Genomic DNA, 17,457 nt, shown 5'->3' with positions numbered 1-17,457 from the left:
CCGTCGCCGGCGCGTCGCTCGATCTCGGGCGGGCGCCGTTGCTGGACGTGCACATCGCGGCCGATCCGGTGGCCGGGGACGGTCGTTGGCTGGCGCTGGTGCGGATGCATCACATGGTGATGGACCACACCGGCATGGACGTGCTGCTGGCCGAGGTCCGGGCGTTCATCGCCGGGCGTGGGGACCAGTTGGCGGCGCCGATGCCGTTCCGCGACTTCGTCGCCCAGGCGCGTCTGGGCACGGAGCCGGGTGAGCACGAGCGCTTCTTCGCCGACCTGCTGGGTGACGTCGAGGAGCCGACCGCACCGTTCGGCCTGGTGAACGTCCAGGGCGACGGGGCTTCCGTCGCGCGCGTTCAGCAGCCGGTGGCCGAGGACGTGGTCGCGGGGCTGCGGTCGGTGGCGCGTCGGCTGGGGGCGAGTCCGGCGACGTTGCTGCACCTGGCGTGGGCGCGGGTGCTGGCCGCCGTCTCGGGCCGCGAGGACGTGGTGTTCGGGACCGTCCTGTTCGGGCGGATGAACGCCGGTGCGGGCGCGGACCGGGTGCCCGGTCCGTTCATCAACACCCTGCCGATCCGAATCCGTACGCAGGACACCGGAGTTCTCACCGCCGCCGCCGAACTGCGCGACCAGCTCGCGGCGTTGCTGGAGCACGAGCACGCCCCGCTCGCCGTCGCCCAGCAGGCGAGCGGCATCCCCGGCAACACCCCGCTGTTCACCTCGATCCTCAACTACCGCCACAACGCGGGCCAACGCCCCGCGTCGGAAACCGTGGACGAGATCGACGGCCTGGAAGGCATCAGCCCGCTCTTCTCCCGGGAACGCACCAACTACCCCCTCTCCGTTGCGGTCGACGATGACGGGGTCGGGATGTCGTTGGCGGTGGAGGCGGATGCGGGGGTGGATCCGGGGGCGGTGTGCGGGTTGTTGCACACGGCGGTCGGGGGTCTGGTGGTGGCGCTGGAGGTGGCGTTGGCGGGTGGTCCGGAGTCTGCGCTTCGGGCGGTGGATGTGCTGGGTGGGGTTGAGCGGTCGCGGGTGTTGGTGGAGTGGAACGGTGGGGTGGGTGAGGTTTCGTCGTTGTCGGTGCCGGAGTTGTTCGCGGCGCGGGTGGCGGAGTCGCCGGATGCGGTGGCGGTGGTGTGTGACGGGGTCGAGGTGTCGTATGGCGAGCTCGATGTGCGGGCTGGTCGTTTGGCGGGTGTGTTGGCGGCTCGTGGTGTGGGTGTGGAGTCGTTGGTGGGGGTGTGTCTGCCGCGTGGGGTGGACATGGTGGTGGCGATTTTGGCGGTGTGGCGGGTCGGGGCGGCGTATGTGCCGGTTGATCCGGGGTATCCGGCCGAGCGGATCGCTGACACGTTGACGGATGCGGGTGTGGTGTGTGTGCTCGCGGATTCGTCGACGGTGTCGGTGGTGCCGCGGGGTGCTGCCGCTGAGGTGGTGGTGCTCGACGATGCTTCCGTGCGGCGGGAGTTGGCGGGTGTGGGGGTTGTGGGGCCTGTGGTGGGGGTGGATGCGGGGGCGTTGGCGTATGTGATCTATACGTCGGGTTCGACGGGGCGGCCGAAGGGTGTGGGTGTTTCCCGGGGGTCGTTGGCGTGTGCGGTGTCGGTGTTCGTGCCGGTGTTCGGTGCGGGTGCCGGGGTTGGGGTGTTGCAGTTCGCTTCGTTCAGTTTCGATGCGTCGGTGCTGGATGTGGTGGTGGCGTTGTGTTCGGGTTCGCGTCTGGTGGTGGCGTCGGCTGCCGAGCGGTCGGAGCCGGGGTTGTTGCGGGCGTTGGTGGTGTCGGCGGGTGTGTCGGTGGCGAGTGTGGTGCCGTCGTTGTTGGAGGTGTTGGAGCCGGCGGATCTGGGGCCGGTGGAGACGTTGGTGGTGGGTGCGGAGGCGATCGGTGTCCGGGCGGCTCGGGTGTGGGGTGAGGGCCGTCGGCTGGTGAACACGTACGGTCCGACCGAGGCGACGGTGATGGTCGCGCAGGGCCGGGTGGACGTGGCTGCGGCTGCGGGTGTGGCTGTGGTGCCGTTCGGTCGTCCGGTGGCGAATGTGCGGTTGTTCGTGCTGGATGAGCGGCTGGAGCCGGTGGCGCCGGGTGTGGTGGGCGAGTTGTATGTGGCCGGTGCGCAGTTGGCGCGTGGGTATGTGAATCGTGCGGGGTTGTCGGCGGAGCGGTTCGTGGCGTGCCCGTTCGGGGCGCCGGGTGAGCGGATGTATCGCACGGGTGACCGGGTGCGCTGGACGGCTGGCGGGGAGCTGGTGTTCGCGGGGCGTGCGGATCATCAGGTGAAGATCCGTGGTTTCCGGATCGAGCCGGGTGAGGTGCAGGCGGTGGTGGCCGCGCATCCGCAGGTCGCGCAGGCGGTGGTGATCGCCCGTCAGGACACGCCGGGTGAGGCCCGGCTGGTGGCGTATGCCGTTCCCACGGGGGAGGGCCTGGACGCGGAGTCGGTGCGCGGGTTCGTCGCGGGTCGGCTGCCCGCCCACATGGTGCCCTCCGCCGTCGTCCTCCTGGACTCCGTCCCGCTCACCCCGAACGGCAAGCTCGACCGCAACGCGCTCCCTCAGCCGGAGCCCACGGCCGCGCTGTCGGCGGGCGCGCGCGGTTCGGTGACGCCGCAGGAGGAGATCATCTGCGCGGCCTTCGCGCAGGTCCTCGGTGTGGAGTCGGTCGGCGTCGATGACGACTTCTTCCAGCTCGGCGGGCATTCCCTGCTGGCGGTCCGGCTGGTGAGCCGGGTGCGTGCCGTGCTGGGGGTGGAAGTGTCGGTGCGGGCGCTGTTCGAGTCCCCGACGCCGGCCGCCCTGGCCGCGGTGCTGGCGGACTCGGGCTCGGACGCGGCCCGGCTCGCCCTCGCGCCCGGCGTCCGCCCGGAGCGGGTGCCGTTGTCGTTCGCGCAGCGGCGGCTGTGGTTCCTGGCCCAGTTGGAGGGCCGGAGCGCGACGTACAACCTGCCGGTGGTGCTGCGGCTGACCGGCGTCGTGGACGCGGCCGCGCTGGAGGGCGCGCTGCGGGACGTGATCGGCCGGCACGAGGTGCTGCGGACCGTCTTCCGCGAGGCCGACGGCGAGCCCTACCAGCACATCCTCGAGCTGGACGAGCTGGACGAGCTGGACGAGCTGGACGAGCTGGACGAACTGGCCTGGGGCCTGGAAGCCACGAGCGTTGCGCCCGACGAGCTGGGGGCGGCGGTCACGAGGGCGACCTCGAGCCCGTTCGACCTGGCGGCCGAGGTGCCGATCCGGGCCTGGCTGTTCTCCACCGCCCCGGACGACCACACCTTGGTCGTGACGGTCCATCACATCGCCGGTGACGGCTCGTCGATGGGCCCGCTGGCCCGCGACCTCTCCGTCGCCTACGCCGCCCGCCACGAGGGCAAGGAGCCGGACTGGGTCCCGCTCGCGGTCCAGTACGCCGACTATGCCCTCTGGCAGCGCGACCTCCTCGGCGACCCCGCCGATCCCGAGAGCCTGATGGCACGTCAGGTCGACTACTGGCGGCGGACGCTGAGCGGTGCACCCGAGGAGCTCGAGCTGCCCTTCGACCGGGCCCGGCCGGCCGTGTCCACCTACCAGGGGCACACCGCCACGCTCGACCTGCCCGCCGAGCTGCACGGCCGCCTCCTGAAGGTGGCGCGGGAGCAGGGCGTCACGGTCTTCATGCTGGTCCAGGGGGCCCTCGCCGTCCTGCTGTCGCGGCTCGGCGCGGGGACGGACATCCCGATCGGCGCGGCGACCGCCGGCCGTACCGACGAGGCGCTGGACGACCTGGTCGGCTTCTTCGTCAACACCCTGGTGCTCCGCACCGACCTGTCCGGGAACCCCACCTTCGCCGAGGTGCTGGGCCGGGTCCGGGAGACGGGGCTGGCCGGCTTCGGCCACCAGGACGTGCCGTTCGAGCGGCTGGTGGAGGAGCTGGCGCCGGAGCGTTCGCTCTCCCGGCACCCGCTGTTCCAGGTCATGCTCACCGTCCAGAACGTGGCCAGGGGAGTGCTCGATCTCGCCGGGCTGGCGGCCGAGCGGGGTTCGGCGGGCGATCAGGCGGCGAAGTTCGACCTGGACGTGAGCGTGGGCGAGCTGTTCGACGCGGAGGGCCACCCGGCCGGCCTGACGGGCACGGTGATCGGGGCGGCCGACCTGTTCGACCCCGGCTCGGTGCGGCGGTTCACGGGGCGGCTGGTGCGGGTCCTGGAGCAGGTGACGGCCGACCCGTCCACCCGGCTGGGCGCCGTGGACGTGCTGGACCCGCAGGAGCGGCGCCGGCTGCTGGTGGAGTGGAACGCCACGACGGCACCGCAGGCGCTGAACGGCCCGCTGGTTCCCGAGCTGTTCGCGGCGCGGGTGGAACGGACACCGGGGGCGGTCGCCCTGGTGGACGAAGGCCTCGCCGTCAGCTACGTGGAGCTGGACGAGCGGGCGAACCGCCTGGCCCGGCTGCTGGTCTCACGCGGCGCCGGCCCGGACCGGACCGTCGCGGTCTGCGTGCCCCGCGGTCCCGAGCTGGTCGCCACCCTGCTGGCCGTGCTCAAGACCGGTGCGGCCTACCTGCCGCTGGACGCCGAGTACCCGGCCGCCCGGACCGCCTTCATGATCGAGGACTGCGCGCCGGTCTGCGCGGTCGCCGTCCGCGAGACCGCGACGGCCCTCGCCCCCGGCCTGCCGGTCGTGGTGCTGGACGAGCCCGCGACCGCCGCCGACCTGAGCGCCCGCGAGGCCGGGCCGGTGACCGACGCCGACCGGCGGGCTCCGTTGCGCCCCGGCCACGCCGCCTACGTGATCTACACCTCGGGCTCCACCGGCCGCCCCAAGGGCACGGTGATCCCGCACTCCGCGATGGTCAGCCAGGTCCTCTGGGTGAAGGACTTCTTCGGGCTGGGCCCGGCGGACCGGCTGCTGCAGTTCGCCTCGGTGAGCTGGGACCCCCACGTGGAGGACATCTACCCCGTCCTGCTGGCGGGCGGTTCGCTGCTCGTGCCGCGCGATCCGGCCGGGCGGCTGCCCGAGCTGATGCGCGCACCGGTCGGTGCGGAGCTGACCATGATCGGCGTGCCGACCGGCTACTGGCACGAGCTGGTCGCGGCCGGCGACGCGATCGACTGGCCGGCGAAGCTCCGGGTGGTCAACGTGGGCGGCGAGGCGATGCGCCGGCACTCGCTGGCCCTGTGGCTGAAGCAGCCCGGCGACCGCGTCCGGCTGTCGAACACGTACGGGCCGACCGAAGCCACCGTGAACTCGACGGCGACCTTCGTGACCTCCGTCGAGCAGGAGGACCCGGCGATCGGCCGGCCCGTCTGGAACACCCGTGCCTACGTGCTGGACGCGGGCCTGCGGCCCGTTCCCACGGGAGTCGGAGGGGACCTCTACCTCGCCGGGGCACAGCTGGCCCGCGGCTACCGCGGCCGCCCGGACCTGACGGCGGAGCGGTTCGTCGCCTGCCCGTTCGAGACCGGCGGCCGGCGGATGTACCGGACCGGCGACCTGGCGCGCTGGAACGCGGACGGGACGCTGACCTTCCTCGGCCGGGCCGACCAGCAGGTGAAGATCCGCGGCTTCCGGATCGAACTCGGCGAGGTGCAGGCGGCGGTCGAGTCCCACGACGCGGTCCTCCAGGCCGCGGTGGTGGCGCGCGAGGACCGGCCGGGCGACAAGCGCCTGGTGGCCTACCTGGTGGTCGCCCCGGGCGGCCCGGAGGACGCGGGCGAATCGCCGGTGGCCGCGGTGCACGCGCACCTGGCCGGCCGACTGCCGGCGCACATGGTGCCCGCCGCGCTGGTCGTGCTCGACCGGCTGCCGCTGACGGCGAACGGCAAGGTCGACCACCGGGCGCTGCCCGCGCCGGACCTCACGGCCGGCCCGGGCACCGGCCGCCCCCCGGCGACGGAGCTGGAGAGGATGCTGTGCGCGGCCTTCGTTGAGGTCCTGGGCCTGGAGTCGGTCGGCGTGGACGGCGACTTCTTCCGGCTGGGCGGCCATTCGTTGCTGGTGGTCCGGCTGGTGAGCCGGATCCGCGCCGCGTCAGGCCGGGAGGTGCCGCTGCGCATGGTGTTCGAGGCACCGACGGTGGCCCGGCTCGCGGTCCGGCTCGGGGAGCGGACCGAGGAGCACGTGGCGAGTCAGAAGTCCGCGCGGCCCGCACTGCGGCCGATGCGCAAGCAGGAGGAGTCCCGATGATCCCGTTGTCGTTCGCGCAGTACCGCCTGTGGTTCCTCGCCGCATTGGAGGGGCCGAGCGCGATCTACAACCTCCCGTCCGTGCTCCGGCTGACCGGAGGGGTGGACCGGGACGCGCTGGAACACGCGCTGCGGGACGTGATCGGGCGCCACGAGGTGCTGCGGACGGTCTTCCCGGAGGCCGACGGCGAGCCGTACCAGCGCATCCTGGCACCGGCGGACCTGGACTGGCGGCTCGCGGCCGCCGACGTGACCCCGGACGGGCTGTCCGCGGCGATCGCGGACGCGACCGGGTACACCTTCGACGTCACCACCGAGGTGCCGATCCGGGCCTGGCTGTTCTCCACGGGCCCGGCGGAGCACGTCCTGGTGGTCGTGGTGCACCACATCGCGGGCGACGGCTGGTCGATGGGCCCGCTGGCCCGCGACCTCTCCACCGCCTACGCGGCCCGCTGCGAGGGCAAGGAACCGGACTGGGTGCCGCTGCCGGTGCAGTACGCCGACTACACGCTCTGGCAGCGCGAACTCCTCGGGGACGAGCAGGATCCGGAGAGCGTCCTGTCCCGTCAGCTCGCGTACTGGCGCGAGGCACTGGCCGGACTCCCGGAGGAGCTGGAGCTGCCCTACGACCGGGTCCGGCCGGCCACGGCGAGCCACCGCGGTCACGGTGCGGCCCTGGAGCTCCCCGCCGAGGTGCACGCCCGCCTGGTGGAACTGGCCCACGACCAGGGCGCGACCGTGTTCATGGTGGCGCAGGCCGCGCTCGCGGTGCTGCTGTCGCGCCTGGGTGCGGGGACGGACGTTCCGATCGGCTCCGGGGTGGCCGGGCGCACCGACGAGGCCCTGGACGACCTGGTCGGCTTCTTCGTCAACACCCTCGTCCTGCGCACCGACCTGTCCGGCGACCCGACGTTCCTGGAGCTGCTGGCCCGGGTGCGGGAGACGGGGCTCAACGCCTTCGCGCACCAGGACCTGCCGTTCGAGCGGCTGGTCGAGGAGCTGGCACCCGAGCGCTCGCTCTCCCGGCACCCGCTGTTCCAGGTGCTCCTCACCCTGGAGAACACCGCCCGCGCCGCACTGGACCTGTCCGGTGTGCAGGCGGGCGGCCTGTCCTCCGGCAGCAGGTCGGCCAAGTTCGACCTGGATCTGGTGCTCACCGAGGTGTTCGACACCCTGGGGAGGCCGGCCGGGCTGCGCGGTGTGCTGATCGGGGCCACCGACCTGTTCGCCGAGGCCTCGGTCGAGCTGCTCGCGCGGCGTTGGGTGCGGGTGCTGGAGGCCGTGGTCGCGGATCCGTCGGTGCGGCTGAGCGCGGTGGACGTGCTGGGCGAGGCCGAGCGGCACCGGGTGCTGGTGGAGTGGAACGACACCGCGCGCGGCCTCCTGGCCGCCACCGTCCCGGAGCTGTTCCGCCGCCAGGCGGGGCGCACCCCGGAGGCGGTGGCCGTGGTCGGTGCGGGCGTCGAGCTGACGTTCGCCGAGCTGGACGCGCGGACGGACCGGCTGGCCCGGCTGTTGCGGGGGCGCGGTGTCGGACCGGAGTCCGTGGTCGCGGTCGCCGCCGAGCGGGGCGTCGAGCTGGTCGTCGCCCTCCTGGCGGTGCTCAAGGCGGGCGGGGCCTACCTGCCGATCGACCCGGCGTACCCGCTCGACCGGATCGCCTTCATGCTCCGGGACACCCGGGCGGTCTGCGTCCTGGCGCAGTCCGCCGCCGCGTCCGTGCTGCGGTCGGCGATGGCGACGGTGCCGGAGACAGTGTCGGAGATGGTGCCGGAGACGGTGCCGGAGACGGTGCCGGTCGTGCTGCTCGACGGTCCGGAGGTCCGGGCCGCGCTCGCCGGGCCGGTCGAGGCCGCGCCCTCGGGCCCGACCCCGGCGGTTCCCGCCGCTGCCGGGCCGCTGCTGCTGCCGGACCACCCGGCCTACGTGAACTACACCTCGGGGTCGACCGGGACGCCCAAGGGCGTACTGGTGCCGCACCGGGCGGTGGACCGCCTGGTGCGGCAGGCCGGGTACGTCACGCTCGGACCGGGTGACGTGGTGGCGCAGCTGGCCACCGTCGCCTTCGACGCGGCCACCTTCGAGATCTGGGGAGCCCTGCTGAACGGGGCCACCGTGGCCCTCGCGCCGTCCGCGGCCGGGTCCGGGGCAGAGGCAGGGGTCGGGGCCGGGTCCGGTTCCGGGGTCGCGGCTCTGTCCGTGGCCGAACTGCGGGAGTTCCTCTCCGTTCACCGGGTGACGACGGCCTTCCTGACGACCTCGTTGTTCAACGTCCTCGTCGAGACCGACGTCGACGCCCTCGCCCCGGTGCGCCACCTGCTGACCGGCGGCGAGGCGCACTCGCCGGTGATGCTCCGCAGGGCACTGGACCGGCAGCCGTCCCTTCGGCTCTCCCACGTGTACGGCCCGACGGAGACCACGACCTTCGCGACCGAGCACACCCTGCGACCCGCCGACCTCGACCACGGGGCCGACGTGCCGATCGGCGGCCCGATCGCCGAGACCCGCCTGTTCGTGCTGGACGAGGCGTTGCAGCCGGTGGCGCCGGGTGTGGTGGGCGAGCTGTACGTGGCGGGGGCCGGTCTGGCCCGTGGCTACGTGGGGCGTGCGGGTCTGTCGGCGGAGCGGTTCGTGGCGTGTCCGTTCGGGGTGCCCGGTGAGCGGATGTACCGCACGGGTGACCGGGTGCGCTGGACGGCGGATGGTGAGCTGGTGTTCGCGGGGCGTGCGGACGAGCAGGTGAAGATCCGTGGTTTCCGGATCGAGCCGGGTGAGGTGCAGGCGGTGGTGGCCGCGCATCCGGGGGTGGCGCAGGCCGCGGTGGTGGTGCGGGAGGACGTGCCGGGGGACCGGCGGTTGGTCGCGTACCTCGTGGCGGCCGGGGGCCCCGATGCCTCCGCCGAGCCCGCGGACCTCGCCGAGTCCGTGCACCGGTTCGTGGTGGAGCGACTGCCCGGGCACCTTGTCCCGTCGGCGGTCGTCGCCTTGGACTCGCTGCCGCTGACGGCCAACGGGAAGGTGGACCGCAGGGCGCTGCCCGCGCCGGACTACCCCGTGGTGTCCGGTGGGGGCCGTGCGCCGGCGAACCCGCGTGAGGAGCTGCTGTGTGCGGCGTTCGCGGACGTGCTCGGGCTGGGGTCGGTCGGTGTGGACGACGACTTCTTCGCGTTGGGTGGGCATTCGCTGCTGGCGGTTCGGCTGGTGAGCCGGGTGCGTGCGGTGCTGGGGGTGGAGGTGTCCGTGCGGGCGCTGTTCCAGTCCCCGACGCCGGGTGCGCTGGCGGCTGTTCTGGACGATTCGGGTGCGGCCCGGTTGCCGTTGCGGGCGGGTGTTCGTCCGGAGCGGGTGCCGTTGTCGTTCGCGCAGCGGCGGTTGTGGTTCCTGGGTCAGTTGGACGGGCCGAGTGCGACGTACAACGTTCCGGTGGTGCTGGGTCTTTCGGGTGAGGTGGACCGGGCGGCGCTGGGTCTGGCGTTGCGGGATGTGATCGGGCGGCACGAGGTGCTGCGGACGGTCTACCGCGTCGCGGACGGTGAGCCGTACCAGCATGTGCTGGGTGCGGAGGAGTTGGACTGGGGGCTCGAGGGCGGTGTGGTCGCCGCGTCGGAGCTGGCGGGTGCGGTTGCGGCGGCGGCGGGTGGTGTGTTCGATCTGTCGGTGGAGGTGCCGATCCGGGCGTGGCTGTTCTCGGTCGGGCCGGATGAGCACACGTTGGTGGTGACGATCCATCACATTGCGGGTGACGGCTGGTCGATGGGTCCTTTGGGTCGGGATGTGTCGGCGGCGTATGCGGCGCGGTGTGCGGGTGTGGCGCCGGAGTGGGCGCCGCTGCCGGTGCAGTACGCGGACTACGCGCTGTGGCAGCGCGAGCTGCTCGGTGACAGCGGTGATCCCGGCAGCCTGCTGTCCCGGCAGGTCGAGTACTGGCGGACGGCCCTCGCGGGTGCTCCCGGGGAGCTCGACCTCCCGGCCGACCACAGTCGGCCGGCGGTGGCTTCGTACCGTGGGCACAGTGTGGGGCTGGATGTTCCGGCCGAGGTGCACGCGCGGTTGGTGGAGTTGGCGCGGGCGCAGGGCGTGACGGTGTTCATGCTGTTGCAGGGTGCGCTGTCGGTGCTGCTGTCGCGGCTGGGCGCGGGGACGGACGTTCCGGTCGGGACGGCGGTGGCTGGTCGTACGGACGAGGCGCTGGACGACCTGGTCGGGTTCTTCGTGAACAGCCTGGTGGTGCGGACGGACCTTTCGGGGGACCCGACCTTCGTCGAGGTGCTGGGCCGCGTCCGGGAAGCGGGACTGGGTGCTTTCGCGCACCAGGACGTGCCGTTCGAGCGGCTGGTGGAGGAGCTGGCGCCGGAGCGTTCCCTGTCCCGGCACCCGCTGTTCCAGGTCATGCTCACCCTCCAGAACAACGCCCGGGCGGCCCTGTCCCTGGACGGTGTCGGCACCGGTTGGGCCTCGGTCGAGGGGGCATCGGCGAACGATCTCTCCGTGGCGGCGAAGTTCGACGTGGAGGTGCTGGTCAGCGAGGCCTTCGACGCGGAGGGGCGGGCTGCCGGGTTGCGCGGAGTGGTGATCGGTGCGGCGGATCTGTTCGAGGTGGGGTCGGTCGAGCTGCTCGCGCGGCGTTGGGTGCGGGTGCTGGAGGCCGTGGTCGCGGATCCGTCGGTGCGGCTGAGCGCGGTGGACGTGCTGGGCGAGGCCGAGCGGCACCGGGTGTTGGTGGAGTGGAACGACACGGCGGGTGAGGTGTCGTCGTCGCTGGTGCCGGAGCTGTTCGCGGCGCAGGTGGCGCGGACGCCTGGTGCGGTGGCGGTGGTGTGTGACGGGGTCGAGGTGTCGTACGCCGAACTGGACGGGCGGGCCGACCGGTTGGCGCGTCTGCTGGTCGGGCGCGGGGTGGGCCCGGAGTCGGTGGTGGGCCTGTGCCTGCCGCGGGGAATCGACACGGTTGTGGCGCTGCTGGCGGTGTGGAAGGCCGGCGGGGCCTACCTGCCGATCGACTCGGAGTACCCGGCCGAGCGGATCGCCTTCATGCTGGCCGACGCGGGTGTGGTGTGGGCGCTGGCCGACACGTCTACCGCCTCCGTGATGCCGGAGAGCACCTCGGTCCTGGTACTCGATGACCCGTTCGTGCGGGCGGAGTTGCCGGGTGGGTTGCCGGGTGGGGTGCCGGGGGTTTCGGTGCTTCCGGGGAATGTGGCGTATGTGGTGTATACGTCGGGGTCGACGGGGTTGCCGAAGGGTGTGGCGGTGACGCATGGGGCGTTGGCGTCGTATGTGGGGTCGGTGCCGTCGGTGGTGGGCTTCGGTGGTGCTGGTGTGGGTGGTCGGTTCTTGTTGTTGCAGCCTGCGGTGACGGACTTGGGGAACACGGTGGTGTTCGCGAGTTTGTGTTCGGGTGGGCAGTTGCATGTGCTGGGTTCGGATGTGGTGACGGATCCGGTGGCGGTGGCGGGTTATGTGGCGGGTTGTGGGATTGATTTCGTGAAGGTGGTGCCGTCGCATCTGGCGGCGTTGGGTGCGGGGCCTGGTGGGTTGGGGGCTTTGGTGCCGGGGGGTTCTCTGGTGCTGGGTGGTGAGGCGGCTCCGGCCGGTCTGGTGGCGGAGTTGTCGTCGGTGGCGGGGGGTTGTGGGGTTTTCAATCATTACGGTCCGACGGAGACGACGGTGGGTGTGGTCGCGGGTCCGTTGGAGGTGGTGGACGGGGTGGTGCCGTTGGGTCGTCCGGTGGCGAACACGCGGGTGTTCGTGCTGGATGAGGGGTTGGAGCCGGTGGCGCCGGGTGTGGTGGGTGAGTTGTATGTGGCTGGTGCGCAGTTGGCGCGTGGGTATGTGAACCGTCCTGGGTTGTCGGCGGAGCGGTTCGTGGCGTGCCCGTTCGGGTCTCCGGGTGAGCGGATGTATCGCACGGGGGATCGGGTGCGGTGGACCGCGGATGGGCGGTTGGTGTTCGCGGGGCGTGCGGACGACCAGGTGAAGGTGCGTGGTTTCCGGGTGGAGCCGGGTGAGGTGCAGGCGGTCGTGGCCGCGCATCCGCGGGTGGCGCAGGCTGTGGTGGTCGCGCGTCAGGACTCTCCGGGGGACACCCGGCTGGTCGCCTACCTCGTCCCGGATGAGCCCGGTGTCGACGTCACCGGCGTGCGGGAGTTCACGGCCGAGCGTCTTCCGGGGCATCTGGTGCCGTCCGCGTTCGTGGTGCTGGAGGCGCTGCCGCTGACCGGCAACGGCAAGCTCGACCGCAGGGCCCTGCCCGCACCCGAGCTGTCGGTGGGTTCGCGTGGTCCGTCGACCCCGCGTGAGGAGATCCTCTGCGCGGCGTTCGCGGAGGTGCTCGGCCTGGAGTCCGTCGGTGTCGACGACGACTTCTTCCAGCTGGGCGGGCACTCCCTCCTCGCGGTGCGGCTGGTCGAACTGCTGCGGGTGCGTGGCGTTTCGGTGTCGGTGCGGGCGCTGTTCCAGAGCCCGACCGTGGCGGGCCTGGCGACGGCGGCTGCCTCGGCGCGGGTGGAGGTTCCGGAGAACCGGATCCCGGCCGGCGCGACCCGGATCACTCCGGAGATGCTGACCCTGGTGTCCCTGTCCGAGGCGGAGATCGAGCAGCTGACCGAGAGCGTGCAGGGCGGTGCGGCGAATGTGGCGGACGTCTACCCGCTGGCTCCGCTCCAGGAGGGCCTGCTGTTCCACCACCTGATGTCCGAAGGTGGCGACCGCGATGTCTACGTGACCCCGACCGTGGTCGGCTTCGACTCCCGCGCGCGCCTGGACGCCTTCCTCGCGGCCCTTCAGCAGGTGATCGACCGGCACGACATCTACCGGACCTCGATCGTCTGGCAGGGCCTGCCCCAGCCGGTGCAGGTGGTCTGGCGGACGGCCGTGCTGCCCGTCACCGAGGTCGTCCTCGGCCATGACCCGGCGGACCCGATCGGTGCACTGCTGGCCGCCGTGGGCTCGGCGATCGACCTGTCCCACGCACCGCTGATGGATGTGCACATCGCGGCCGATCCGGTGGCCGGGGACGGCCGGTGGCTGGCGCTGGTGCGGATGCACCACACGATGATGGACCACACCGGGCTGGAGGTGCTGCTCGACGAGGTCCGGGCCATCCTCGCCGGGCGTGGGGACCAGTTGGCGGCGCCCTTGCCGTTCCGCGACTTCGTCGCCCAGGCGCGCCTGGGTACCGAGCCGGGCGAGCACGAGCGCTTCTTCGCGGAGCTGCTGAACGGTGTGGAGGAGACCACGGCGCCGTACGGTCTGGTCGATGTGCAGGGTGACGGTTCCGCGGTGGACAAGGCCGAGGTGCCGATGGACGCCGAACTCTGCGTCCGGGTGCGGTCGGTGGCGCGTCGGCTGGGCGCGAGTCCGGCGACATTGCTGCACCTGGCGTGGGCGCGGGTGCTGGCCGCCGTGTCGGGCCGTGAGGACGTGGTGTTCGGGACCGTCCTGTTCGGGCGGATGAACGCGGGTGCGGGTGCCGACCGAGTGCCCGGTCCGTTCATCAACACCCTGCCGATCCGGGTTCAGGTCCGGGACACCGGAGTTCTGGGTGCGGTCGCCGAACTGCGCGGCCAGCTCGCGGCGTTGCTGGAGCACGAGCATGCCCCGCTTGCCGTCGCCCAGCAGGCGAGCGGCCTTCCCGGCAACACCCCGCTGTTCACCTCGATCCTCAACTACCGCCACAACGGCGGGCAGAACAGCGCCGAGGCGCCCGACGACGCACTCGACGGGCTGCGGGTCCTGTACTCCCGGGAGCGCACCAGTTACCCGCTGACGGTCTCGGTCGACGATGACGGGGTCGGGATGTCGTTGGCGGTGGAGGTGGACGCGGGGGTGGATCCGGGGGCGGTGTGCGGGTTGTTGCACACCGCGGTCGGGGGTCTGGTGGTGGCGCTGGAGGTGGCGTTGGCGGGTGGTCCGGAGTCTGCGCTTCGGGCGGTGGATGTGCTGGGTGGGGTTGAGCGGTCGCGGGTGTTGGTGGAGTGGAACGGTGGGGTGGGTGAGGTTTCGTCGTTGTCGGTGCCGGAGTTGTTCGCGGCGCGGGTGGCGGAGTCGCCGGATGCGGTGGCGGTGGTGTGTGACGGGGTCGAGGTGTCGTATGGCGAGCTCGATGTGCGGGCTGGTCGTTTGGCGGGTGTGTTGGCGGCTCGTGGTGTGGGTGTGGAGTCGTTGGTGGGGGTGTGTCTGCCGCGTGGGGTGGACATGGTGGTGGCGATTTTGGCGGTGTGGCGGATCGGGGCGGCGTATGTGCCGATCGACCCCGGGTACCCGGCCGAGCGGATCGCCTACACGCTGAGCGACAGTGCCGCCGTACTGGTGCTGGGCCGGCGGGACACGGGGCCGGACCTGCCGGCGGACCGGACGCTGTGGCTGGATGATCCGGCTGTGCGGCGGGAGTTGGCGGGTGTGGGGGTTGTGGGGCCTGTGGTGGGGGTGGATGCGGGGGCGTTGGCGTATGTGATCTATACGTCGGGTTCGACGGGGCGGCCGAAGGGTGTGGGTGTTTCCCGGGGGTCGTTGGCGTGTGCGGTGTCGGTGTTCGTGCCGGTGTTCGGTGCGGGTGCCGGGGTTGGGGTGTTGCAGTTCGCTTCGTTCAGTTTCGATGCGTCGGTGCTGGATGTGGTGGTGGCGTTGTGTTCGGGTTCGCGTCTGGTGGTGGCGTCGGCTGCTGAGCGGTCGGAGCCGGGGTTGTTGCGGGCGTTGGTGGTGTCGGCGGGTGTGTCGGTGGCGAGTGTGGTGCCGTCGTTGTTGGAGGTGTTGGAGCCGGCGGATCTGGGGCCGGTGGAGACGTTGGTGGTGGGTGCGGAGGCGATCAGTGTCCGGGCGGCTCGGGTGTGGGGTGAGGGCCGTCGGCTGGTGAACACGTATGGTCCGACCGAGGCGACGGTGATGGTGGCGCAGGGCCGGGTGGACGCGGCTGAGGCTGCGGGTGTGGTGCCGTTCGGTCGTCCGGTGGCGAATGTGCGGTTGTTCGTGCTGGACGAGCGGCTGGAGCCGGTGGCGCCGGGTGTGGTGGGTGAGTTGTATGTGGCCGGTGCGCAGTTGGCGCGTGGGTATGTGAATCGTGCGGGGTTGTCGGCGGAGCGGTTCGTGGCGTGTCCGTTCGGTGTGCCGGGTGAGCGGATGTATCGCACGGGTGACCGGGTGCGCTGGACGGCTGGTGGGGAGCTGGTGTTCGCGGGGCGTGCGGATCATCAGGTGAAGATCCGTGGTTTCCGGATCGAGCCGGGTGAGGTGCAGGCGGTGGTGGCCGCGCATCCGCAGGTGGCGCAGGCGGTGGTGGTCGCCCGTCAGGACACGCCGGGTGAGGCCCGGTTGGTGGCGTATGCGGTTCCCACGGGGGAGGGTCTGGATGCGGAGTCGGTGCGGGGGTTCGTCGCGGGTCGGCTGCCCGCGCACATGGTGCCCTCGGCCGTCGTCCTCCTCGACAGTGTCCCGCTCACCCCGAACGGCAAGCTCGACCGCAACGCGCTCCCCGCTCCCGACCCCGCCGCCGTCGGCGCCGGTGTCGGCCGCGCGCCGGCGAACGAGCGGGAGGAGAAGCTGTGCGCGGCGTTCGCGCAGGTGCTCGGCCTGGAGTCGGTCGGGGTCGATGACGACTTCTTCCAGCTGGGCGGGCATTCCCTGCTGGCGGTCCGGCTGGTGAGCCGGATCCGCGCCGCGTTGGGCATGGAAGTGTCGGTGCGAACCCTGTTCGAGGCACCGACGGTGGCACAACTCGCCAAGCGAGTCGGAAACGAAGAAACAGCAAGGCCGGCGTTTCGGTCGATGCGTACCAAGAAGGAGTCCTGATGATTCCGCTGTCGTTCGCGCAGCGCCGGCTGTGGTTCCTCGGTCAGCTGGACGGGTCGAGTGCCGTCTACAACCTTCCGACCGTCCTGCGTCTCTCCGGCGGGGTCGACCCGGCCGCGCTGGGCCTGGCTCTGCGGGACGTGATCGGCCGGCACGAGGTGCTCCGCACGGTGTTCCCGACCGCGGACAGCGAGCCGTACCAGCACATCCTCGAACTGGACGACCTGTCGTGGGAACTCCAGGTCGTGGCGGTGGCCGAGGACGGGCTGGCCGATGCGGTGGCGCAGGCGAAGGGCCACGTGTTCGACCTGGAAACCGAGGTGCCGATCCGGGCCTGGTTGTTCGCCACCGGAGAGGACGAGTACGTCCTGGTGGTCGTGGTGCACCACATCGCGGGCGACGGCTGGTCGATGGGCCCGCTGGCCCGCGACCTCTCCACCGCCTACGCGGCCCGTTGCGAGGGCAAGGAGCCGGACTGGGCGCCGCTGCCGGGCCAGTACGCGGACTACGCGCTCTGGCAGTTGGAACTCCTCGGTGACGACCAGGACCCCGAGAGTCTGATCTCCCGTCAGATCGCCTACTGGCGCAGCTCTTTGGCCGGACTGCCGGAGGAGCTGGAGCTGCCCGTCGACCGCGTTCGGCTGGCGACGGCGAGCCACCAAGGTCACAATGCGGCTCTGAACGTGCCGGCCGAGGTGCACGCCCGTCTGGTGGAGATAGCCCGGGAGCAGGGCGTCACGGTCTTCATGGTGGTGCAGGCCGCGTTCGCCGTCCTGCTGTCGAGGCTCGGCGCGGGGACGGACATCCCGATCGGCGCGGCAGTGGCCGGGCGCACCGACGAGGCCCTGGACGACCTGGTCGGCTTCTTCGTCAACACCCTCGTCCTGCGCACCGACCTGTCCGGCGACCCGACGTTCCTGGAGCTGCTGGCCCGGGTGCGGGAGACGGGCCTGAGCGCCTTCGCGCACCAGGACGTGCCGTTCGAGCGGTTGGTGGAGGAGCTGGCGCCGGAGCGTTCGCTCTCCCGGCACCCGCTGTTCCAGGTCATGCTCACCGTCCAGAACAACGCCCGGGCCGGGCTCGCCCTGCCGGGCGTGTCGGCGGGTGGCGTGTCGGCGGAGGTGTCCGCCGGGCTGACGACGGCGAAGTTCGACCTCGAGGTGACGTGCGACGAGTCCTACGACCGGCAGGGTCGCCCGGCCGGGATGCGCGGTGTGCTGACGGGCGCGGTCGACCTGTTCGAGGAGTCCTCCGTCGCGCTGCTGGCCGAGCGTTGGGAGCGGGTGCTCGCCGCGGTCGTGGCGGACCCGTCGATCCGTGTCGGCTCGGTGGATGTGCTGGGTGGGGTTGAGCGGTCGCGGGTGTTGGTGGAGTGGAACGGTGGGGTGGGTGAGGTGCCGGCGTTGTCGGTGCCGTCGTTGTCGGTGCCGGAGTTGTTCGCGGCGCGGGTGGCGGAGTCGCCGGATGCGGTGGCGGTGGTGTGCGAGGGCGTGGAGCTGTCGTATGCC

At 72.0% G+C, this 17,457-nt stretch carries 3 protein-coding genes (1 of these 3 only partly in view); all 3 read left to right on the top strand.

Going from position 1 to position 17,457, the window contains the following annotated elements; translation table 11 throughout:
• Positions 1-6,164, top strand: the 3' portion of a protein-coding gene (locus ACIBCA_RS36755) for an amino acid adenylation domain-containing protein (RefSeq protein WP_396287531.1). It extends 3,613 nt beyond the left edge of the window; 6,164 of the gene's 9,777 nt are visible here — the last part of the coding sequence; its start codon lies off the left edge, out of view; it ends in the stop codon at positions 6,162-6,164.
• A complete protein-coding gene (locus tag ACIBCA_RS36750; protein WP_396287530.1) occupies positions 6,161-15,949 on the top strand; it encodes an amino acid adenylation domain-containing protein in 9,789 nt (3,262 codons plus the stop codon). The genes ACIBCA_RS36755 and ACIBCA_RS36750 overlap by 4 nt, the downstream gene beginning before the upstream one ends.
• Positions 15,949-17,457 (top strand): condensation domain-containing protein (locus ACIBCA_RS36745; RefSeq protein WP_396287529.1); only part of this gene is annotated, 1,509 nt, incomplete at its 3' end. The genes ACIBCA_RS36750 and ACIBCA_RS36745, both read left to right, overlap by 1 nt.

This window comes from Kitasatospora sp. NPDC051170 (genome assembly GCF_044455705.1).
GTDB lineage: Bacteria > Actinomycetota > Actinomycetes > Streptomycetales > Streptomycetaceae > Kitasatospora.
This window is presented reverse-complemented; position numbering and strand designations above follow the sequence as displayed.